General features: G+C 42.0%; 17 protein-coding genes. 4 read left to right on the forward strand and 13 right to left on the reverse strand.

Annotated features, from left to right (window positions below):
- The first annotated feature begins 173 nt into the window (after positions 1 to 173).
- Positions 174 to 1019: an FTR1 family iron permease gene (locus AC6F33_RS17055; protein WP_500777512.1), complete on the forward strand. Its 846-nt coding sequence runs from the start codon at positions 174 to 176 to the stop codon at positions 1017 to 1019.
- Positions 1020 to 1194: 175 nt separating this feature from the next.
- Here AC6F33_RS17055 and AC6F33_RS17060 read toward each other — a convergent pair whose 3' ends face one another.
- Positions 1195 to 2655 carry a protein adenylyltransferase SelO gene (locus AC6F33_RS17060; protein WP_500777513.1) on the reverse strand — a complete coding sequence of 487 codons (1461 nt, stop codon included), beginning with the start codon at positions 2653 to 2655 and terminating at the stop codon, positions 1195 to 1197.
- A gap of 527 nt (positions 2656 to 3182) precedes the next feature.
- Here AC6F33_RS17060 and AC6F33_RS17065 point away from each other — a divergent pair.
- Positions 3183 to 3428 carry a hypothetical protein gene (locus tag AC6F33_RS17065; RefSeq protein ID WP_500777514.1) on the forward strand — a complete coding sequence of 82 codons (246 nt, stop codon included), beginning with the start codon at positions 3183 to 3185 and terminating at the stop codon, positions 3426 to 3428.
- Positions 3429 to 3666: 238 nt separating this feature from the next.
- Here AC6F33_RS17065 and pgmB read toward each other — a convergent pair whose 3' ends face one another.
- From pgmB to AC6F33_RS17090, 5 genes are all read right to left on the reverse strand, one after another.
- Positions 3667 to 4347: a beta-phosphoglucomutase gene (pgmB, locus tag AC6F33_RS17070; protein WP_028977174.1), complete on the reverse strand. Its 681-nt coding sequence runs from the start codon at positions 4345 to 4347 to the stop codon at positions 3667 to 3669.
- A gap of 17 nt (positions 4348 to 4364) precedes the next feature.
- Positions 4365 to 5402, reverse strand: coding sequence for an aldose epimerase family protein (locus AC6F33_RS17075; RefSeq protein WP_500777515.1), 1038 nt, complete (start codon positions 5400 to 5402; stop codon positions 4365 to 4367).
- A gap of 65 nt (positions 5403 to 5467) precedes the next feature.
- On the reverse strand, positions 5468 to 7744 hold the full coding sequence (locus AC6F33_RS17080) for a glycoside hydrolase family 65 protein (protein WP_500778179.1): 2277 nt from the start codon (positions 7742 to 7744) through the stop codon (positions 5468 to 5470).
- A gap of 110 nt (positions 7745 to 7854) precedes the next feature.
- Positions 7855 to 9219, reverse strand: a complete 1365-nt coding sequence (locus AC6F33_RS17085) for an SLC45 family MFS transporter (protein ID WP_028977177.1) — start codon at positions 9217 to 9219, stop codon at positions 7855 to 7857.
- 242 nt (positions 9220 to 9461) lie between these two features.
- Entirely contained in the window at positions 9462 to 10445 is a 984-nt protein-coding gene (locus AC6F33_RS17090) for a LacI family DNA-binding transcriptional regulator (protein WP_500777516.1), read from the reverse strand.
- A 221-nt stretch (positions 10446 to 10666) separates the two neighbouring features.
- On the opposite strand from AC6F33_RS17090, the gene AC6F33_RS17095 reads away from it, so the two are divergent.
- Both AC6F33_RS17095 and AC6F33_RS17100 read left to right on the forward strand, forming a co-directional pair.
- Positions 10667 to 11722, forward strand: a complete 1056-nt coding sequence (locus tag AC6F33_RS17095) for an IS30 family transposase (protein ID WP_500778180.1) — start codon at positions 10667 to 10669, stop codon at positions 11720 to 11722.
- 1035 nt (positions 11723 to 12757) lie between these two features.
- Positions 12758 to 13330, forward strand: coding sequence for a hypothetical protein (locus tag AC6F33_RS17100; RefSeq protein ID WP_500777517.1), 573 nt, complete (start codon positions 12758 to 12760; stop codon positions 13328 to 13330).
- A gap of 20 nt (positions 13331 to 13350) precedes the next feature.
- On the opposite strand, the gene rlmH is transcribed toward AC6F33_RS17100, so the two are convergent.
- The 7 genes from rlmH to yycF all read right to left on the reverse strand — a co-directional run bounded on the left by rlmH (position 13351) and on the right by yycF (position 21288).
- On the reverse strand, positions 13351 to 13830 hold the full coding sequence (rlmH, locus tag AC6F33_RS17105) for a 23S rRNA (pseudouridine(1915)-N(3))-methyltransferase RlmH (protein ID WP_500777518.1): 480 nt from the start codon (positions 13828 to 13830) through the stop codon (positions 13351 to 13353).
- 514 nt (positions 13831 to 14344) lie between these two features.
- On the reverse strand, positions 14345 to 15583 hold the full coding sequence (locus AC6F33_RS17110) for a S1C family serine protease (protein WP_500777519.1): 1239 nt from the start codon (positions 15581 to 15583) through the stop codon (positions 14345 to 14347).
- Between the two features lie 217 nt (positions 15584 to 15800).
- Positions 15801 to 16595 (reverse strand): MBL fold metallo-hydrolase, encoded by a 795-nt coding sequence (locus tag AC6F33_RS17115; RefSeq protein ID WP_255748714.1) that lies wholly within the window; start codon positions 16593 to 16595, stop codon positions 15801 to 15803.
- A gap of 33 nt (positions 16596 to 16628) precedes the next feature.
- A complete protein-coding gene (locus AC6F33_RS17120; protein WP_500777520.1) occupies positions 16629 to 17447 on the reverse strand; it encodes a two-component system regulatory protein YycI in 819 nt (272 codons plus the stop codon).
- The gene (locus AC6F33_RS17125; RefSeq protein ID WP_500777521.1) at positions 17444 to 18760 is read right to left on the reverse strand and encodes a YycH family regulatory protein; all 1317 of its coding nucleotides are present in this window, start codon (positions 18758 to 18760) and stop codon (positions 17444 to 17446) included. The genes AC6F33_RS17120 and AC6F33_RS17125 overlap by 4 nt, the downstream gene beginning before the upstream one ends.
- 1 nt (position 18761) lies before the next feature.
- A complete protein-coding gene (walK, locus tag AC6F33_RS17130) occupies positions 18762 to 20576 on the reverse strand; it encodes a cell wall metabolism sensor histidine kinase WalK (protein ID WP_255748711.1) in 1815 nt (604 codons plus the stop codon).
- Positions 20569 to 21288 (reverse strand): response regulator YycF, encoded by a 720-nt coding sequence (gene yycF, locus AC6F33_RS17135; RefSeq protein WP_255748710.1) that lies wholly within the window; start codon positions 21286 to 21288, stop codon positions 20569 to 20571. The genes walK and yycF overlap by 8 nt, the downstream gene beginning before the upstream one ends.
- Positions 21289 to 21603 lie beyond the last annotated feature (315 nt).

The following is a 21603-nucleotide window of genomic DNA, read 5'->3' on the forward strand; positions in this document are numbered from 1 at the left end:
GCTTGTGGTAAAAATTGAATACCATAAAACCCCATTTAAGGGTTATCTTTTTGTATTATTTACACAGAACTTCTCACTCTTCCATTATTAAAGTTATTGACAAATAATCATTGTCATATATGATAATGATTATCAGTATCAAATTCGTGAGTTTCATTAAAAGGAGCGATATTATGTTTGGAGCCGCATTTTTAGTTGCCTTGCGCGAAGGATTGGAAATTTCTCTGATTCTAGGAATCATTTTTTCTTATTTGCGCGGATTGAATAGAAAAAATACGTTTAGACCTGTCTGGATTGGCGCGGGAATTGCTATTGCCTTCTCAATTATTGTCGGCTCCATTCTTTACCTATTAACCGACGGCGAAGAATGGCACGGTCAGCTTTACATAGAAGCGGCCATTTTTTTAGTTGCTGTTGGTATATTGTCATATATGACCTTTTGGATGAAAAAGAATAGTCCCGGGATGAATAAAGGTATTCAGGCATCGATTGATACGGCGCTGAAAAGCAATGGCGGGACCTTCCAACTTATACTCTTGGCATTCATTACAATAATACGAGAAGGATTAGAATTAGTCATGTTTCTTCTAGCGATTGCTGTGGATGGAAAAGGGAATGGATTATCTCTCGGTTCAGGTACATTAGTCGGTTTAATCGTAGCCATATTAATTGGATGGGGCATTTACCAAGGATCAGCGAAAATTAATCTAAAAACCTTTTTTCAAGTGATGGGCAACCTGTTAATTATCGTAGCTGCAGGCTTACTCATTAATGCCGTTCACGAATTTATAGAGCTTGGTATCATTCAACCAGGTGTTTATCTTTATAATTGGGAACATGTGCTGGACCGTCACGGAGCGATTGGCGGGATTCTGCATGCCCTCGTTGGTTATACGGATCATTTAAGCAGTGTACAGCTCATTGTTTGGTTGATTTACATTATTCCTGCGATTATCTTGTTTAATCGAAAAAAGGTTAGAGTGCTGCCTATTAATTCTTCGCTCGATAATGCTAAATAAAGTGGTTTACTTCTTAAATATGTGTTGCGCAGAATTAATTTTATGATCGTATACAACAAAAAACTGTGGAAGTAGCTCATCCAAGAATGAGCTACTTCCACAGTTTATTTTTATTTCATCAACTCAGGTTGAGCAATCAGAAAGAATCGTTCTTCTTTCCTCATTATCTTCTCTTTCATGTACCGCAAAAGGTTTGATAGGAAGTTGTTGACACAGGTAGTTTCGCGTATTCAATCTGTTCGGTGGAGTAAGCGTAAGGTTTTGAAAGAACATCCAATAGCCGTTCCATCACGTTGTAATCTCCGTTTTCCACTGCCGCCTTTAGTGCCTCTTCTACCCGGTGGTTCCGTGGGATGATCGCGGGATTGCTATTCCGCATCAATGTATACGCCGCTTCTTTCGATTCCTCTTGCCTGTCTAGCCGCTCCTGCCAACGCTTATGCCACTCTTCGAATTCTGAGGTTCCAAACAGCTCCGCATCCTCTAGAGTATTTAAAGTTAACGCACGGAAAGTATTGGTATAGTCTGCATGATACTTCTTTATCATATTGAGGAGGCTATCGATAAGGGCTTGGTCCTGTTCCTCTTCGTTAAATAGCCCCAGCTTTGCTCTCATTCCCGCTAGCCAATTCGACTGATAAAGCGCAGTAAAATCTGAAACTTTATCCTGGGCCATTTCAACAGCCTGCTCCTGATTTTCAGCCAAAAGCGGCAATAAGCTTTCAGCCAATCGTGCGAGATTCCACACTGCAATACGCGGTTGATTGCCATAAGCATATCGACCTCGACGGTCAATAGAACTGAATACCGTGTCCGGATCATAGGCATCCATGAAGGCGCAAGGACCATAGTCGATGGTTTCTCCACTGATCGCCATGTTGTCGGTGTTCATCACTCCATGAATAAAGCCAACAAGCTGCCATTTAGCGATAAGCTCAGCCTGCCGCTTGATCACTTCCTGAAGCAGTAAAAGATATCGGTTCACATCAGCCTCAACGTATGGAAAATGACGCTTTAGTGTATAATCAGCCAGGATCCGGAGTTCCTCTCCTGTTCCCCATTCTGCGACGTATTGAAAAGTACCGACGCGCAGATGGCTGGCAGCCACACGGGTTAGAACTGCACCTGGAAGTTCGGTTTCACGGATTACTGACTCACCGGTTGCCACAACCGCTAGACTGCGGGTGGTTGGAATACCAAGTGCATGCATGGCTTCACTGATGATGTATTCGCGTAGCATTGGTCCAAGTGCCGCGCGCCCGTCGCCTCCGCGGGAGTAAGGCGTTCTACCCGGCCCCTTAAGCTGAATATCAAACCGCTCACCTTGGGGCGTAATCTGCTCGCCTAACAGCACAGCTCGTCCATCACCTAATAGGGTAAAATGACCGAATTGATGACCCGCATAGGCTTGAGCAAGAGGCGAAGCACCTTCAGGAATTTTGTTTCCGGCAAATACAGCTGTACTATATTCGCTTTGTAGTTCCTGAACGTTCAAACCCAGGGATGCTGCCAAACGATTATTAAGAATGTCCAACTTTGGTGAACGTACAGGAGTTGGGTTAATGCTGGAAAAAAATGATTTCGGCAAGCGCGCATAACTGTTGTCAAAGTTCCATCCTGTTTTTTTACTCTGCATCCTCGTTCTTTCTCCTATAAAAAATCATTAGCATTTTCTGTTCTTTCCAAATTAACTACATGTATTCAACTGCTTTTAATATTAACTGTTGCCCACTTATTATGCGTTTGCCTACAAGGTTGATTCTCTTGTTAAAAGTGCTTATCATGATAGGAACGATTGTTCCATTAAAAGTCAAAAAAATTCAGGTAGATTTGTTTTAGTTTCATGTCAATAGATCAATGAAATAAATTACGTTATCTAGAGATCGATGTATTGACACATATTTGCGTCCAGTTTGGATGAATAACCTCATTTACTTATGATACGATTCTCCGTAATGGGTGTAAGTGAGGTTTTATTACACAAACTAAAAATCTTCTAGACCATTATCTATTTCCTTTTTATAATAGAATGTAATACTTGAAAAGAAGACATTGAAAATTCTCCGTTTTCTTGAATGAATTTGTTTATATTGGCCAGTTGTAAAATCAAATTAGCCAGCTAGGTTGGAGCAATTCAAGAAGACCCTGGAACAGAATAAGGCGTTGAATCAATTTGATTGGTTCACTTTTGAGAGCATCGTAGAAAAAGTTATTGTCGGCGGTTATGATGAAGATGGCAATAAAGATCCGGCACAACTTCTCTTTGTCAATAAAATGGACCTGAAAAATCATTTAGATGGCAAGAAATTTAAGCCACTGAGAAAAAATGCTGAAGCAAGGCATACTCCTAATAAATTGCTCTCTTATAGCAGTCCTGTCATATATGGCTTTTGGGAATACTGTCGCTGAAATCCATTGGAAGAATGAGTTGATGCATGTTATACTTTTCGAAGATAATGTTTTTCAAAAAAATCGCCTTCTTTTATTGAGATTCGGGATAATTTCATTTTAAGAGAATTGGCGATTTTTTTCTATGATTTTTATCCAGAAACGCGAAAAAACGAGAGGGATAAAAATTCCCTCTCGTCTTTCATCTGCTGACCTTTTGGGACAGCCTCTTACACTGAAAACAATTTAAATGATCGATTTATGCGTTAACTTTCATTGCAGCTTCAATGTTCGCTAATGTCATGTCTTTTGTGCTTGAGAAAAGAATATCAGCGGCACTTAGTTCTTGTGTATCACCAATACCAATTGATGTTTCACCAGCACCATTAATGGATTGAATCCCTGCAGCGGCATCTTCAATTCCAATGCATTCTTCAGGCTTCAAGTTCAACAGTTCAGCTCCACGAATATAAATTTCAGGATCTGGCTTTCCTTTTTTCAGTTTAGATGGATCGACAACAGCTGGAAAATATCTTGCCAGGTTTAACTTTTTAAGAATAATTGAAGAATTCTTTGAAGCAGATGCCAAACAAATCTTATAATTGTGGGCCATTAAATCTTCTAAGAACTCTGGTATTCCAGGTAAAAGATCATCATTATTCATATTTCCAATAAGCGCCAAATAATTGTCATTTTTCTTTGCCGCTAATTTGATTTTTTCTTCTTCGGTATAGTCGTTTTCTTTATTGCCAGCTTTCAAAATCATTTCTAAAGAGTCCATTCGACTGATCCCTTTGAGCCCATCTTCAAGTGATTTTGTCCATGTCGCATCCAACTCATCGGCAATCTGATGCCAAGCCTGACTGTGATACTTAGATGTCAGCGCGATTACGCCATCCAAATCAAAGATGAATCCCTTAATATCATTAAAGTTTGTCAAGCAATTTTCCCCTCTCATTAAATTTCTTCGTATTGATAGTGTACGGTATATACTTTCGGCTGATTCGCTTTTAATACGATATCGCCAAATTCCGGATGATGAATGGCATCCGGAAGCGTCTGTGCTTCGATTGCCACACCATTATAGGGATGGCTTGCTTCCCATTCCTTCGATTTTCCAATCACTTCAGGATTGGCCGTGAACATCACGATACCATTTCGGTTAGAATAAACGCGAATTTGACGGTGGGAAGCGTTATCCCGAATCACAACAGCTGGATGTTCTTGGCCGACCAATTTGAATGCGTCGTCAAATTGGTTTTTACCCATTTCTTTTTGTAGCTGTGCGAGCGCTTTTTGCAACATTACAGGTTTAGAAAAATCAAATGCCGTTCCACTATGTTCAAGTAAACGACCGGTCGGCAGTTTTTGATCATCGACTTCAACGTGTTGCAGGCTATTGATCTGCAATTCATGATTCATAATGGTTTCTTGGTCATCGCTCAAATTAAAATATACATGCGTCATCGGATTGAAGAGCGTATCTGCATCACTTTGACCAAAAAATTGAATCGTGACTTTGTTTTGATTGTCTAGGGTGTATGAGATTTTCACCTCAATATTTCCCGGAAAACCATCATCTTGAGTTGCTATCTTCCGACTAAATGTCACGTTCACTGCATTTTGAAGGCTTTCCATAGCGGCATGCCAATTCCAACTGGAAAAGCCATGGTTGCCGCCATGAATTAAATTCGGACCTTCGTTTGCAGGAACATGGTATTTAATGCCGTTAATGGCGAAGCTGCTATTTTTAAGTCGGCCACCTACGCGACCGATGGTATTACCAACATGAAATGGATTCGTCAAATACGTGTTGATGTCATCGAATCGTAAAATCAAATTGTGTAATTTGACATTTTGATCTGGAACCATAAATCCTTGCCAAGTTGCTGCATAGGACATACAGACGACCTGAACATGGTGATCGTTTTCTAAGGTATATTGTGTAATTGGCTCATCAACAATTGAACCAATCGTTGCTTGCGTAATTTTCACCGTTACTACCCCCTAACTTTCCTCTATACTTTAGGGATAAATGCAGAAACTCACTCAATATGAATTTAAGCCGTGACGGTTTCTGAATCCAGTTGAACGTTTTGTCCTTTAACATCAATGGTGAGCGGTTCACCAGAAACTAATGTGATCCGTGTTCCCACATGATCGACAGCAACTTGGATGATCCGTCCACGGAAGTTGATCCGGAAGCGATACCCTTCCCATTTCTTCGGTAAGAATGGATCAAAGTGTAGTTGATTATTGCGAACGCGCATGCCTGCAAAGCCTTGCACGATGGCGAGCCAGCTACCGGTCATTGAGGTAATATGCAGTCCATCGGCAGTATCGTTGTTATAGTTATCTAAGTCTAAGCGGGAGGTCCGTTCATACATTTCAACTGCCTTATCTTCGTAATGCAGGTCGGCAGCTAAAATCGAATGAATCGAAGCAGATAAACTTGATTCATGAACGGTTAAAGGCTCATAGAAGTCAAAGTTGGCTTTCTTTTGTTCCGGTGTGAATTCATCGATAAAGTCCCATATTCCTTGAAGAACGTCACCTTGCTTGATGTATGGCGAACGTAAAATTTTATCCCATGACCAATGCTGGTTAATCGGCAATTGATCAGCTGGAAGTTCACTGACCGGTTTTAAATCTTTATCCAGGAATCCGTCGTCCTGAACAAAGATGCCAAGTTTCTTGTCTTCTGGTAAGTACATCTTGTTGATGATCTCTTTCCATTGTTTCTTTTCTTCATTAGAAACATTTAATTGAACTGCTTGTTCGGATGAAACTTCATCCAATATTTCAAGTGTGTATTTCAAAGTCCATTGTGCCAGGTAGTTCGTATACCAGTTGTTATTGATGTTGTTTTGATATTCATCTGGACCGGTTACACCGTGAATCATGTATTGATCCTTACGTTGTGAATAATGTACCCGATCTGCCCAGAAGCGAGAAATTTCGGTTAAGACCTTGCTGCCTTCGTTTAATACATAGGATTTATCACCTGTATATCGGGTGTAGTTGTAAATGGCAAATGCGATATCGCCGTTTCGATGAATTTCTTCAAAGGTAATTTCCCATTCATTATGGCATTCAATTCCGTTGAACGTCACCATCGGATATAGCGCACCCTTTAAGCCTTGTTCTTTAGCGTTGACATAAGCACCATCGAGCTGCTTATAACGGTACATTAACAAGTTTCGGGTCACTGTAGAATCGGTAACTCCTAAGTACATTGGAACGGCAAATGCTTCGGTATCCCAATAGGTGGCACCACCATACTTTTCGCCAGTAAAGCCCTTAGGGCCAATGTTCAGCCGATCATCTTCACCATAGTACGTAGAGAATAATTGATACAGGTTGAAACGAATTCCTTGTTGTGCAGCAGCATCGCCGTCAATTTCAACATCGGATTTTTTCCAACGTTGTGCCCAAACATGTGTGTGAGCCGCCTGTAAATCGGCTAACTTTTCATCCGCAATTTTGGCAGCTAATTCATGCATGGCTTTGATTAAACTCGCTTGGTCATCGTAATCGCGTGAAGTAATGACAACGACACGTTTTTCAAAATAAGCTGTGTCACTTGGTACAAGTTCTTTACTGAACTGGTTTTGAACGGCTAATTCTAATTCATCCGTCTTTTCAGCAGTCAAATCCGTTTTGTTGACCATCTCATTACCAACGATAAATCGAGGAGTACCGAACTGATTTTCTTTAGTGATCGCTACAACATGACCTTTGGTATTACTTTGGGACTTATCTAAAACTTTCCAGAAACGTTCTCCGTAATTTGCATCTTCATTTTGAACATCAGCGTCAATTTGGGTATTTACGGTTAATTTAAAAGGCGTTGAACCCTCGTTTTCAAATTGATAAGCATCCACGAATAATTCTTTTTGTGCGGCGCTGACAAAGCGATTAATGGATACTTTTAATTTAGCGTCGCCCTTTTCAACAATAAATTCCCGTGATAGTATGGAACGTCTCATGTCCAACTGCAATTTAAAGCCGCTGATCGAATCACTGGCTAAATCAATCGGTTCGCTGTTAATCAATACGTTTGTTTTGATGAAGTTAACAGCATTGATCGCTTTGCCGAAGTACTTTGGATAGCCGTTCTTCCACCATCCAACGCGTGTCTTGTCAGGGAACCAAACCCCCCCGATGTAAAGTCCTTGCAGTGTGTCTCCGCTATAACTTTCTTCAAAAAACCCACGCATGCCCATGTAGCCGTTTCCAATACTAGTCATACTTTCTTGCACCCGTTTGTTTTCTTTGTCTAATTTATGGGTAACGACTTCCCAAGGGTCAATTTCAAAAATTCGCTGCATGCCAATTCCTCCTCGTATGTCCATTTTGAATGCTCTTTCATGCTCTTATATTAAATGCAACCGGTTGCATCGTCAAGCAAAAATCAAAGCGGTTTCAATTAATATTGCTGATTAACTTATTCTGCATAGGTTTCTTTGATAATTGAAACAGAGAATGCACCGATAATCAGCATAACACCTGAAAATAAAATCATTGACGGCATCGATGATCCAAACGCCGGGAATAAGGCAAAGCTTGCACAGGATGCAATAATTTGCGGCAAACAAATGCTTCCATTGAACAGTCCGAGATACGTTCCCATATTCTCGCCAGACAAAGCATTGGTCAGTATTGTGAATGGGAATGTCATCATAGCAGCCCAGGTTATACCGATCAAGATAAATGAAACGATCAATGCCCATTGATTATGAATGAAGAATACTGAACCAAAACCGATACCGCCTAGCAACAGGCTGAAGGCATAAGCCGGTTTGCGTTTATCATTTGGCAGGCGCGACAAGACAAGTGACCACAAAACGGCAGCAAATGAATACACAGCTGATAAAATACCAAACCAGTTCCCGGCGTCTTGATAAGCTGCGCTTGTTGGATCAATCGTCTGCCAAACATTCTTAGCAACGGCACCTGCGCCGTAAGTCCACAAATACTGAAAACCCATCCAGCAGAAGAGTTGCACGATAGTAACGGTCCAGAAAACTTTTGGTGCATGGACAAGCAGTTTGAAAATGTTACTTTCTCTCTGAGCGGTTTTATCTGTGATCCCGTGATAGAATGCATACTCAGAAGGTGAATACTCTTTAACCTTGAATATCGTAATTAAACTGCAGACAATTAAAATAATTGCTCCGGCATAAAATGAAATAACAACTGATTGAGGAACAACCCCTTTTGGTGCACTGTTTGACGTGCCCAGCACGGTTAAAACAAAGGGAAAAATACAAGCCAGCACAGCGCCGCTGTTTGAGAGAAAGCTTTGAATAGAATAGGCAAACCCTTTTTGCTCCTCGTTAACCATATCGCCAACCATCATTTTAAACGGTTGCATAGCAACGTTTGATGACAGATCCATAAACAGAATCGTGATGGCTCCGAATGTCAGTGCTGTCATTGAACCAAAACCAAAACCAAAACTGCCTGAATTAGGCAATAGGCACATGACAATGACAGCAACAATGGCTCCGATGAGCAGATAAGGGATACGGCGACCAAGTTTTGGTATCCACGTGCGGTCGGAAAAATAACCAACTAAGGGTTGAACAACTAAACCTGCCAGCGGAGGCAAGATAAAGAAGAAACCGAGTTTAGTAGGATCTGCGCCAATCGTCTGGAAGATCCGTCCCATATTTGAACTTTGTAATGAGAATGCCATTTGCACGCCCAAAAACCCAAAACTAATCATCCAAATCGTACTGACCGGGAGACTTGGCAATTTCTGTTCGGTGCTTTTTACATCGGTCTTAACGGGTTGTTCTTGATACATCATTCTTTCTCCTCCTCCATAATCGAACAACAATGCCTTAAAAAGGATAATGTTCGTTACTTGCATAATCTATTATGTAACGGCTTACAAAAAAATGCAACCGGTTGCAATTGGGTTTTTTAAGATTTTTTTACGAAGGGACAGTCGATTGCATCAAAAAGCAAACAAAAAAGCAGCTCCTTCGCGGTTTAGGCGAATTAACTGCACGATTGGCGGACCAAATCAGCCGATAAATTTTTTAATTAATTTTGTTCGATGATTTTATAGGGTACAATTATTTTTTCGAAAGGTTCATTCGATTCCTGCTCGAGTTGCTGAATAATCAACTGTGCGGCTGCCTTGCCAAGTCGTTTCGGATAAATTTGTACGGTGCTGATTTTCGGTTCGGCAAATTTAGCAAATAAAGAATCGTTGAATCCCATCAGTTCAATCTGCCTTTCAGGGACAATTCGCTGCACAGCTTTTTGGACTTGAAAGGCTAAAATATCATCACTCGCCAAAATGGCAGAAATGTCTGGATAGCGTTGCAAGTATTCCTTAATGGCGGTACCAAAACGTTCACTGCACAGTTCCAGATCATAACCATAAGAATCATTGCGACGAATTGCTTCATGAAAACCAAGCATTCGGTCTGTTTGTACCAATCGGTATCTACTAGTAAAAGCATACCCTAACTGACGATGTCCTTTGTTTATCAAATATTCCGTTGCATCTAATCCAGCATTGACATTATCATTGTCGACATAGGGGATGCTATTGGCGTTAGTATAGGGCTTTCCAATGACAGCATACTTTGCTTTTCGTTGCTGCAAATATTTCAAAATAGGATCATTTTCAATAGAATACAATAAAATGAATTGCTCAATTTTACTATTTTCAATCATTATTTTGATAGTTTGCTTCAATTCCTTTATGGTACCACCTAAAGCCACCGTCATGAAAAAATGCTTTGGTGTTAACTCCTGATTAATGCCTTCAATTAATTCAGTATAAAAGGGGTTTTGGTACAAATCATCCTTATCAACTGGGAAAACAATACCAACAGTGTTATTGGCGTTAGTTGCTAGATTATGTGCGTTGAAATTTGGAACATAGTTCATTTTTTTTGCAACAAGTTGCACTTTTTTTCGTGTTTCTGGGCTGATTAGTGAACTATTCCGTATGGCGCGTGATGCCGTTGATGCAGATACACCAGCATATTTTGCTACATCCCGAATGGTTACCATCAATATTCCTCCCGTGTACTTCATTATAGCAGAAATTCATGCAACCGTTGCATGGGATTCTCAAAAAATTGTTCTCTGTAATGTGGTCCAAGAAATGCGGTATTTATAAAAGGCCAGTTGTAAAATCAAATTAGCCAGTTAGGTTGGAGTAATAAAACACCATCATAAAATCCGGTGTTATCATTAAAAGTGTCGAAACCATAATGAAAGAAGCGGATTTTATAATGGTATATCTCAAGCCTAGCACAAAACATCGTACATTTACACATTTGAATGCCTACCAGCGCGGACAAATCCAAGTCCTTCATCAGGAGCAACGCTCATCACGTGAGATTGCACGTGCGATCGGATGTTCCCACCAGACCGTGCTGAACGAACTGCGTCGGGGAACAACCACCCAGATCGGCGCCAACCATCGACACTTTCAAGCTTATTTTCCGGAGACCGGACAAGCCATCTATGAACGTAATCGCAGTCATTGTGGGCGCAGGTATAAACTGGCAGCCGCTTCAGATTTCATCGCCTATGCCGAGCATAAGATCCTGTCCCCAGACAAATGGTCTCCTGATGCGGTCTGTGGTGCCGCCAACCGAGATCCGAAGTGGAAAAGCAAGGTCAGGGTCTGCACGCGGACGTTATACCGCTATATCGATCGCGGATTCCTGAAAGTAAAGAACCTGGATCTGCCCAACAAACTCCGTTACCGTTCCAAAAAATCCAGGCATCGACCCAACATCAAGCATCTGGGGGACAGTATTGACGACCGGCCTGCGGAAGTTCAGAAGCGAGAACAGTTTGGGCACTGGGAGATCGATACCGTGGTCGGTAAAAAATCCGGTGGAGACGATGTGCTCCTGACACTGGTGGAACGCAAGACCCGTGACACGATCTCCCAAAAGATTGACGGCAAAGATCCGGATTCAGTAGACTATGCCATCAAGCGGTTAATCGACCGATTTGGTCCGTTGTTCGGTCGCGTCTTTCGGACGATCACGGCCGACAATGGCAGCGAGTTCTCAAGCTTGACGAACAGCCTGAAGGATCAGGACACGCATGTCTACTACACACATCCGTACGCCGCCTGGGAACGGCCGACGAATGAACGTCACAATGGGATGATCCGCAGGTTCATTCCGAAGGGTCGGCCGATCGAAAATTATTCTCGGACGTTCATCTGCCAAATGATTCGAGCCATTGACCATCTCCCAAGGAAGATTCTGAACTACCGGACACCCGCTGAAGCATTCAAAAGGGAATTACAGAAACTGGTGAGTTGAGTTGCTTTTTGTTCCTGCCGCCTAGGCGGCAGGAACAAACCTAGTGGTACCTCCGGATGTCCAGATGGCTAATTTATTATTGCAATCTAGCGACTGATTTCAATATGATAATCATCAAACAAAAAAGGCGATTGCGTCATCTTCACAAATAACAACTGGCAACGATAAAGATAATCTTTTAGATCGATAACCGCTTGTTTTTCACTAGGATTTCTAACACTTTTCATTTCGCCCACCTGATTCAATTAGTATTTTCCATATGTTCAGATACATAAAATTCAAGATAGTATGACATGATGTGTTTTCTATGTCATCAAGAGGAATGAAAGGGGATGTGCCGGGTGCTTATTCCCATCATAAATCGTTATATCTGTTAAACCTTGCCAAAAACATGCCTAAATACTGTCATCCACATAATCAGGAACATACGTTCGTGTTATTTATAATACACGAAAATACTTATTCTTTCAAGGATGCAACAATGGGCCTTTCAAAATTACGAAATAAATTGATAACCGTCGCATGAAAAGCAGAGAGATGGAGATGGATTTGGATAAGTATATTTATCCGCTCTCTTAGAGCCTTCCTTTGCTGTGTTGGTCATATTACTGACAAGCTAGTCTATAATTGCCGAACGATAGTCAATAGATAATTACCACATGACTAAGTAACGCGCCAAGCAACATATTTTGGTTATTATCAACCCCTGATATGCAATTTGGCCAGTCTAGAATAACTTTAAATCTTGTTTGGATCATAGCATTATCCCTCCATTTTGCACCCTTGTACACTATGCTCCTATTAAAAAAGGTCAACAATTAGTTAATGTGACTAATTGTTGACCTTTTTTGCCATGCCAATTTTAAAAGGAGATATAACCCATGGCGAAGAAAGCTCACTAAACAGGAACGGGACAAACTCATCCAAAAAATCTTAGAGCACCAAAAGAAATATGGACTGCCTTCACGCAAGAAATAAGTGTCGCATGGTTCTATTTGGCTGTCCCTCTCATAAATTAAGTCTGCGACCATGAGAATGTGTCGCAGACTTAAAAGGAGAGAAGGATGCATCGATGCAGGAAATCAAGGGAGAGCGCACACGAAAAACACGATCGAACAAACGCCATTGGATACGACCCGTGTTGTCGGTCACGCAGAACGAATGCCTGGCGCGTGTCAGCTATATCACGGACACACCCATGAAAGATTCGCTGAATATCTTTGCCGGAGTGCGCTGATTACGACGCCGGTCATTCAGTCCCTTACGCCGTATTTTAAGCGCAATTATTGGGCGTCATCTGCTCATTTGTATGCCGGTCATTACAACCATCCGACATGTTCGGTGGTGCGTTCGTCCGGCCGTGTACGGACGACAGTGCGGTTTTTGGAAAAGGATTACCGACGATCGAAAAGCTGGCCTATGTACGCATTGTCCATCACGCCGTATGCAGCTGCTTCTCACAAGCGCCGAATTGATCGATGCCTATTATCTATTATCTATCGGCACGTTAGAAAGTCGCTGGACGCGGGGCGCAGAGGTCGGCAGAAGTTTGGCGGTTGCTGTCTACTACGCTTTACGAAAATTTCTTTATGTATATTTATTCACTGACTCCCCCCAAAAAACCTCATTTACTTATGATACGGTTCATTCCGCATAATCTTAAACGCTCGATAAATCTGCTCGATCAGAATCAGACGCATGAGCTGATGCGGAAATGTGAATTTGGAGAAGGAGAGCTGGAAATCGGCTCTGCTCAGAACTTCATTGCTCAGGCCGTTTGACCCGCCGATGATGAAGGCAATGTCACTGTGACCATAAGTTGCTAGTTCCTGAATTTTTTCCGCGAAGTCTTCGGAAGGCATCTGCTTTCCCTTGATGGCAAGTGCAATCGCGTAGGCATTATCGGGCAGTTTCTTCAGCAAGCGTTCACCCTCGGAACATTTCACCTGTTCGATTTCCGCTTCGGAAAGATTTTCCGGTGCTTTTTCGTCCGGAACTTCAATGATCTTAACTTTGGCATAGGGACCAAGCCGTTTTGCATATTCATCGATTCCTTGTTTAAAATATTTTTCTTTTAGTTTTCCAACCGTTAAAATACTGATATTCACAACTTATCCCAACCTTATTATGAGTTATGCACAGAAGTTATACACATATCCACAGGCCATTTCTATATTCTGTATGGAATCATTCGTTTGCCACAAGATATACGCATCGAAAAATGTTGTATTTTGACGAATGTGGATAACTATTTTCATTATAACCGCTCAGAATTTGTCACAATTCACTATTTATTCATTCATCGACTTTTTCATGTACCATTGTGTTCTGCATATACAAATAACTCCCATGCTACCGGGTTTTTCACTGCTTTTATTCTTTTTACACATATGATTTCTTTTTATTTTATCATAGTTGAATGTGATGAATTTTCAGAGTTATGAACAGTTTTTCCTCAAATGTGGATAAGTTGTGGATATTTATTCGATGATGCACACAGATTGTCCACAGCCCTGCTTATATTTGTTCACAACATCTTGTCCACAATGTTACTCACATTGTGTAATAAAAACGGGCTCAATAACCTTATTCCGGTTATTGAGCCCGCATGGTATTTACCTATTAAGAAAATGTCTTGCTTCCTAACGTTAACGTGGAGTTATGCACTTTACCCATCCGGTAATATTTAATATTCACCGTTTGTCCGGCATGAAGCTCCGTGTACATGTACGTGGAAAATTCAATATAGCTTTTGATTTTATGCCCATTGATCTCCGTAATGACATCGCCTGCTTCGAGCCCGCTCTTGGCAGCAGGACTTGAGCTTTGAACATCGGTAACAACCAGTCCGGTCTTTACATCGGACGGCAGCTGTAGTTGCTTTGCTTCTTCATTCGGTACCATGGAAAGGTCGACGATACTGACGCCCAGCATCGGCCGTTCAATTTTGCCCCCGGATTCAAGTTTGTTGATGACCGGTTTCGCAACATTAATTGGAATTGCAAATCCGATACCTTCAACGCCCTCATCAGTACCGCTTCCTGTCGACGCAATTTTTGATGAGTTAATACCGATGACCTGACCTGCAATATTCACAAGAGCACCACCGCTGTTCCCAGGGTTAATGGCCGCATCTGTTTGGAGAACCTGTGCCTCGATTGAAGCGTTGTTGCTTTCAACCGGAATCGTTCGGCTCGTCGAACTGATAATTCCTTCAGTTACCGAACCGGAAAATCCGAGCGGGTTGCCAATTGCAATCGCCGGCTCGCCTCGCTTTAGTTTGGACGAATTGCCGAACTCTGCAACGCTTTTAACGTTCTTCGCCGGGATTCGCAACACTGCCAAATCATAAAGTGCATCTTTTCCCAGAACTGTAGCATTTGTTTTTAATTCATCATTCAAGCGAACTTCCACTTTTTCCGCACCAGAAACCACATGGTTGTTCGTTACCACATAAGCATACTGATTATCCTTTTTATAGATAATACCTGAACCGATTCCTGATTCAGTATACTTATTATCAAAGAAATTTGCCTTTTGCAGATTAATGACGGCTACAACTGCAGGTGATACCTTGTCTACCGCCTCAGTAACCGATGAGGTAACATTAACATTCATTTGCCGATTGAATGTCGGATTGCTCACATTATTGGAATTCTGTGCGCCTGTCGACACCTGATAGGGAAAGACGCCTAGATCCGAAAGTATAGGAGCAAAGATCAAAAGACAAACCATACCGACGACAGCCCCGATGAAACCCGAGAAAAACCAACCGCCACGCATGCGGGTTTCTCGTTTTTGGCGGGAATTGCCTTCGGATTCCGAATCGCTCCCTATGTGGTTGTCATCATAATACCCCATACACATTTCCCCCTCACAACATTTACAATGATACCCGGAACCAAAGAAACGCGCACGATCTTCAAAACGATCTGAAGTCCCAGTAATCACATAACTTCTTTATCAATAATTTACCACTGAATATCTTGCTAATAAAAATTATGTGACTATTTCTATATGCATCGTAAAATTGCCGTTGTTCTATGTAAAGAATAGCCAAAGTCACCATCAACTAAACCTAAATCGCGGTTAATTCCGTTGCGTGATCAGGATCGGTATCATGAAGAGCTACTTCCCTTCCTAATTTAAGCCCAATGCTTTCCAAACGCTGACCGACACTCATCCGTGCCAATTCTTTCATATTATTATCCTTGCTCAAATGGGCAAGATAAATTTTCTTTGTCCGGTCTCCAAATACATCAGTCAGTGCGAGCCCTGATTCTTCATTTGAAATATGACCGGTATCGCCCAAAATACGCCGTTTCACACTCCATGGATAGCGCCCCATCATGAGCATCTCTGTATCATGATTTGCTTCCATAATATATGCATCTGAGTTATTAATTAACCCCTTAATATGCTCGGAAACATAACCGAGATCAGTCAGCAGTGTCAGCTGCTTCTCGTGATCATGAACAACATAAAACATCGGATCAGCAGCATCATGGGAAACAGAGAACGACTCAAGAACCAAGCCTCCGAATTCCTTCGTTGTATTCGGCGCAAACTCAAACTTCTGCTCGACTGGAATCTCGCCAATTCCGGCCGACATCGCCTGCCATGTCTTCTTATTTGCATAAACCGGCGTATGAAAACGGCGCGCGAAAATGCCAAGCCCTTTGATATGATCACTGTGTTCATGGGTGACCAGAATCCCATCGATATCTTCTGGTCGGCGTCCGATTTGCCCTAGTAATTCAATCATTTTCTTGCCGCTTAATCCGCAATCAATTAATAAATGTTGCTGCTCCGTTTCGATATAGAGCGAGTTCCCCGTACTGCCGCTTGCCAGTACACTAAAATGTAACGTCACTTCTACCCCTCCCAAGGGTGAAAAAATCGACCTTTAATTGACTGATTGTACGTTGCCAGAGACCGCGTTAACAAAGTAATCACTTGTATGACCGTTCGTACGAATCGTAATATGCCATGCCGGAACGAAGATGAGCGGGTCAGCGCTGCCATCACCTACCGTATTTAGGTAGCATAGTTCAATTGCTTTAATGTGCAAGGTACTATAGCCCACTAGATCGGTTCGATCTGCCAAATACTTAATAGCTTGTTCAGCATTAATCAGATCCACTTGGTTATTCTGATTCGAGCTTAATTTAAAATAGTTTTGATGAAAGCCTGTCACCTGATCATCTTGAACGGTAAAATCAAGCATCTGCAATCGATTTCGAGTGCTGACATACACTGGCCGGTTACGGTAAGTCTGGACAAATTTCACAGTGCTTTTATCGGCCCCAAGCTCCCAGAATTTATAATCCTGCCCCTGATAAACCATGCTAAGCAGCGTGTTTTGTATATCTTCATTCTTCTTAACATTGCCAAGCACTTTAGGAGTCGAAAAGAGCCCCGTCAATTGCCGACCATCCTCTTCCAAAGTGATTTTTTGCTTTTCGGCATCCTCTTTACGATCCGTTAACTGAACAAGCGCATCTTTCTGTTGATTAAAATCAATTCTTGTTCCACGAAGGAACGTGACATCTTTAGGCAGTGATGGAATCACGGTTTCTGCTTTGTAATTACTGTATTTCGACCCGCTGTCTGAGACGTCTTCAACACTCTCATCCTGCTGTCTCATGTACATCTCAAAGACGAGAAAGACGTCGAGAAGAAGAAAACAAATAATGAAAATTGATTTTGTTCTGCTCCAATTCATGACGGATCCTCCTTCCCGTTAATACCATGGGCAGGCAGAAGCGCACCGGTCACTGAATACCAGCGGCCGCCGATTTTATAAAACCAATCCGGCGTTGCCACTATGGATTGGTCTGAACCTGTGTCCGGATTTTTCAATTCATAGCCAATAGCCAGATCTTCAATAGACTTTACATGTACATTGGCTTGGCTCAATTGATTAAGTATATCTTTACCTGAGTCAAGTGTCATGCTTCCCTGACTGTCAACAGGATTCAAATCAAGAAGCGTGCCTTTATAGTTGCTTAATTCACCGCTTCGCCAAGTAAGCTCAATCATACTCAAATACCAATTGGGGTACTCCGTATTGAATACCATATAGTCGCCTATGGTCATACGAAAGCTGACTGTTCCATCCCCGCGAAAATTTTTCAATGTAACACCTTGGTAAATATAATCATCAGTCCATAATTTAACGCTGTTCACCCAGTCAAAGCTGCCGATAATCGGATCCTGTTTTTGTTCCGATGTACTCGTAATTCCCGGATTCACAAACTGGATAATATTATTCGTGCGTTCTATTTGCCGCTCGCTGTCCGTGTATTCTGTTTTTCCTTTTGCAGCAAATACGTTATCGGGATCGGTAAAAAAAATCGGTATGAATTTTTCTAAGGAAAGTCGTTCATAATAGCTGACTTCTGAATCTACTGCTGTCTTTTCCTGGGGTAAATAGACGACCTTTCCTTTCAAAGCCGTACGCTCATAAGGGCGAAGATCCACATCAGCAAATAAAGCTTTCAAACTGTTAATATTCAAATGATCAACCGTTGTATAGAATTTACTTTTTTCATCTTGAGAAGAGAAAATTGCCGTAACATTTTGTCCGTTCGAGGAACTGAATACGTCAACACGATCTACAAGCACATGATTTGTACTCTGTGACTTATCATTGTCAAATTGAAACACTTTGCTCAACGCATCAAATGTAAGCGGCGCCGGAAAAACAAGCTTATAATGAGTGCTGTCACTACCGTTGTCATTGTCGGAGTCATCACTTGATAGGTCACTAAAAACGCACTGGCGAAGCAGCGTGTACACCTTTTGTATCTGACTGCTGCTGGTTTGACCAAACTCACCGTTCTTATTGCGTTCCAGCATCAAATTAGGGCGAATCACTTCAGGTATTTTTTGCGCCTTTGCGATGGCGACCTGTTTCGTTGAATTCGGATTATAATTCCGGAAATCAGATTTATAGAAAAGTATATTGAAGGTCATTGCGACGCTCGCAAGTACGAGCACACCCAACAATACGGATTTGAATACTTCACGATGCATCTTAGAGTTCCCTTCTATCCAGCGGGAGTACAAAATGAATGGTTGTGCCTCGGTTCCAGTCACTTTCCGCCCAGATTTCTCCGCCCAGCGCCTCAATCATTTCCTTGGCGATGGCGAGTCCCAGTCCTGTACCGCCTAATTTACGTGAACGCGCACGATCAACACGATAGAATCGGTTAAAAATCTTCGGCAGATTTTCCTTCGGAATACCGACCCCCTGATCACTAATCATTGTTCGGATATTTCGTCCTCTGCGTGTGATGCGGATCGTAATAATACCGCCCTCAGGAGAATATTTAATCGCGTTGGAAATAATATTATCGATCACCTGCGTCAGTTTGTCGCGATCGACCTGAACAAAGAACGACCCTTTCGGAAAATGGCGGACAAACTCAATATTTTGTTTTTTGGACATTTCAAATCGATCAACAATACTGCCACAGAATTCTATATAGTTCGTTCGTTCAAGACGAAGATTATGGTTTTTGGAATCCAGTCTGGAAAGTTGGAGCAGGTCGTTGACCAAGCGGATCATACGCTCCGTTTCACGCTGGGTCACGCCAAGGAACTTCGTTGCGAGTGCTGCGTCTTCAACCGCTCCGTCCTGCAGCGCTTCCAAGTAACTTTTCATTGTGGTCAGCGGTGTACGCAGTTCATGCGAGACATTGGCCACAAATTCGCGCCGTTCCATATCTACTTGCTCTTGTTCCGTTACGTCATGAATCACCGCGATTAACCCATTGGCAAGCCCGTTGTCCTTTTTAACAACTGAGAAGTTCGCACGCAACAGGATTGTTTCATCGTCTGTGCTGAAATCAAGCACAATGGAATCATTTAACTCATAGAGATCCATGATTTTGTGCTCTTTGCGAATCTTGAGCAAATCTAAAATCGAATTGCCGGTCACATCGTGGCGATAAACATTGAGCAGCTGCTCAGCGCGGTTGTTCATCAAGATAACGTTCCCTTTGCGATCAGTCGCAATGACCCCGTCGGTCATATAGGTAAGGACCGACTTCAATTTGCGCCGCTCTGATTCTGTTGTCGCATTCGCTTCACGCAACTTCATTGTCATGTTATTAAACGAAGTGGCGAGCTGACCAATCTCATCCGGCTCACTCATTTTCACCTTTCTCGTAAAATTCCCTTGTGACACGGCAAGTACTTGACGCTGCATTTGTACAAGCGGACGTGTTATGGTGCGTGCGAGAAAAAAGCCTAAAATCGCTGTGACCAATAATGCGAAGATGGTCGCCGATGCAAGAATCTGATTGACTTGCTGCAGCTGACTATAGACACTTTCAAAGCTTTTCTCGACATAAAGCGTACCATAATGCATGCTGTCTACTTGAATCGGTGTGGTCACAACATCGACGCGTTCACCATTCTTATTGTCAGTAGTTCGGTATTTATTGGTTACCTTTGATGACAGATTCTGAATGACCAGCCTGTTGGTTGTTCGTTTTCCTACGGTACTCTGATGCTTCTCATCTGCAGCAATAATAACCATGTTTGGATCGATGACTTGAATCTCTCTAATATTACTATCAAGCTCCAGCAATTGGTTCTGAATCTGATCCGTCACATGATTCGAATCATCGGCATTCGTTTCCTTTGCTTCACGTATGGCTTCGCCGACATTCCATGCAATTAACTGGCTCTGACTTTCAAGCGACTTCTCAAAGCTGTCAAGAGTTATCGTTTTGACGCGATCTGTAAAATACACACCGATCAGTTGCATGGCAAGCAGAATAAGAAGTACATAGATTAAAACGACTTTAAATTGAATCGATTTAAAGAAACCGACCTTATTCATCACTAGACTCCTGATTTGGTTCTTTCAAATAGTAACCGACACCGCGCCGTGTTATAATCCATGCCGGCCTACTTGGATTGTCCTCAATTTTCTCGCGCAGCCGTCGCACCGTAACGTCCACGGTACGCACATCGCCAAAATAGTCATAGCCCCACACCGTCTGCAGCAAATTCTCTCGAGTCATTACTTGTCCGATATGATCGGCAAGATAATGAAGGAGCTCAAATTCACGATGCGTCAATTCAACCATTTTCCCTCGTTTTGTAACCACATAAGCATCGAGATGGATCACGAGGTCACCGATTTCGATATTATTCTCTTGTTTTTTCTCTTCTTCCGCACCTTCTTGCCTGTGTCGCCTCAAATTGGCCTTAACTCTTGCGATCAATTCACGGTTGCTGAACGGTTTTGTGACATAGTCATCAGCGCCCATTTCAAGACCAAGTACCTTATCAATTTCCGAATCTTTAGCTGTCAACATGATAATCGGCATATTATGCGTTTTTCGTACTTCACGGCATACTTCCATACCGTCTTTGATTGGCAGCATCACATCAAGCAGAATCATATCCGGATTTTCTTCTTCAACCTTTTGAAGTGCTTCCTCACCGTCATAAGCGCATATAACTTCATAGCCCTCTTTTTCCAAATTAAACTGTACTATATCCGCAATCGGCTGTTCATCATCGACAACTAGAATTTTATTTTCCAATTCGTGCAGCCCCCTTGTTGAATTCTTGTGATTTATTTCCCATGCAATATTTTCTTTGTCCCACTATCTAATCGTTCGATCAGTATCAGAGTAATGGCGAGCTGCGTTTGCAATTTATGATCCATACTCTACTCTCTGAATGGAACCACTTTGTTCCGAATTAACCCTCGTTTATCGATCAGATTGTTTCCTGTTTATTTTAACATAATCATGATCTCGATGTCATAATGACAGAAACAGGGGTTGAGTCAAGCAATTGTAGGCAGAAATTTTTATGACTAGGTAAGTAAGCGTATTCACTGTTTTAGGGGTTGT

This window comes from Sporolactobacillus sp. BBK16-2 (genome assembly GCF_059878335.1).

Excerpts from the sequence above, each read along its gene's own strand:
- AC6F33_RS17055 (WP_500777512.1), top strand. The coding sequence starts at position 174 with ATGTTTGGAGCCGCATTTTTAGTTGCCTTGCGCGAAGGATTGGAAATT.
- AC6F33_RS17060 (WP_500777513.1), bottom strand. The coding sequence starts at position 2,655 with ATGCAGAGTAAAAAAACAGGATGGAACTTTGACAACAGTTATGCGCGC.
- AC6F33_RS17085 (WP_028977177.1), bottom strand. The coding sequence starts at position 9,219 with ATGTATCAAGAACAACCCGTTAAGACCGATGTAAAAAGCACCGAACAG.
- AC6F33_RS17090 (WP_500777516.1), bottom strand. The coding sequence starts at position 10,445 with ATGGTAACCATTCGGGATGTAGCAAAATATGCTGGTGTATCTGCATCA.
- AC6F33_RS17100 (WP_500777517.1), top strand. The coding sequence starts at position 12,758 with ATGTGTCGCAGACTTAAAAGGAGAGAAGGATGCATCGATGCAGGAAAT.
- AC6F33_RS17110 (WP_500777519.1), bottom strand. The coding sequence starts at position 15,583 with ATGGGGTATTATGATGACAACCACATAGGGAGCGATTCGGAATCCGAA.
- AC6F33_RS17120 (WP_500777520.1), bottom strand. The coding sequence starts at position 17,447 with ATGAATTGGAGCAGAACAAAATCAATTTTCATTATTTGTTTTCTTCTT.
- AC6F33_RS17125 (WP_500777521.1), bottom strand. The coding sequence starts at position 18,760 with ATGCATCGTGAAGTATTCAAATCCGTATTGTTGGGTGTGCTCGTACTT.
- walK (WP_255748711.1), bottom strand. The coding sequence starts at position 20,576 with ATGAATAAGGTCGGTTTCTTTAAATCGATTCAATTTAAAGTCGTTTTA.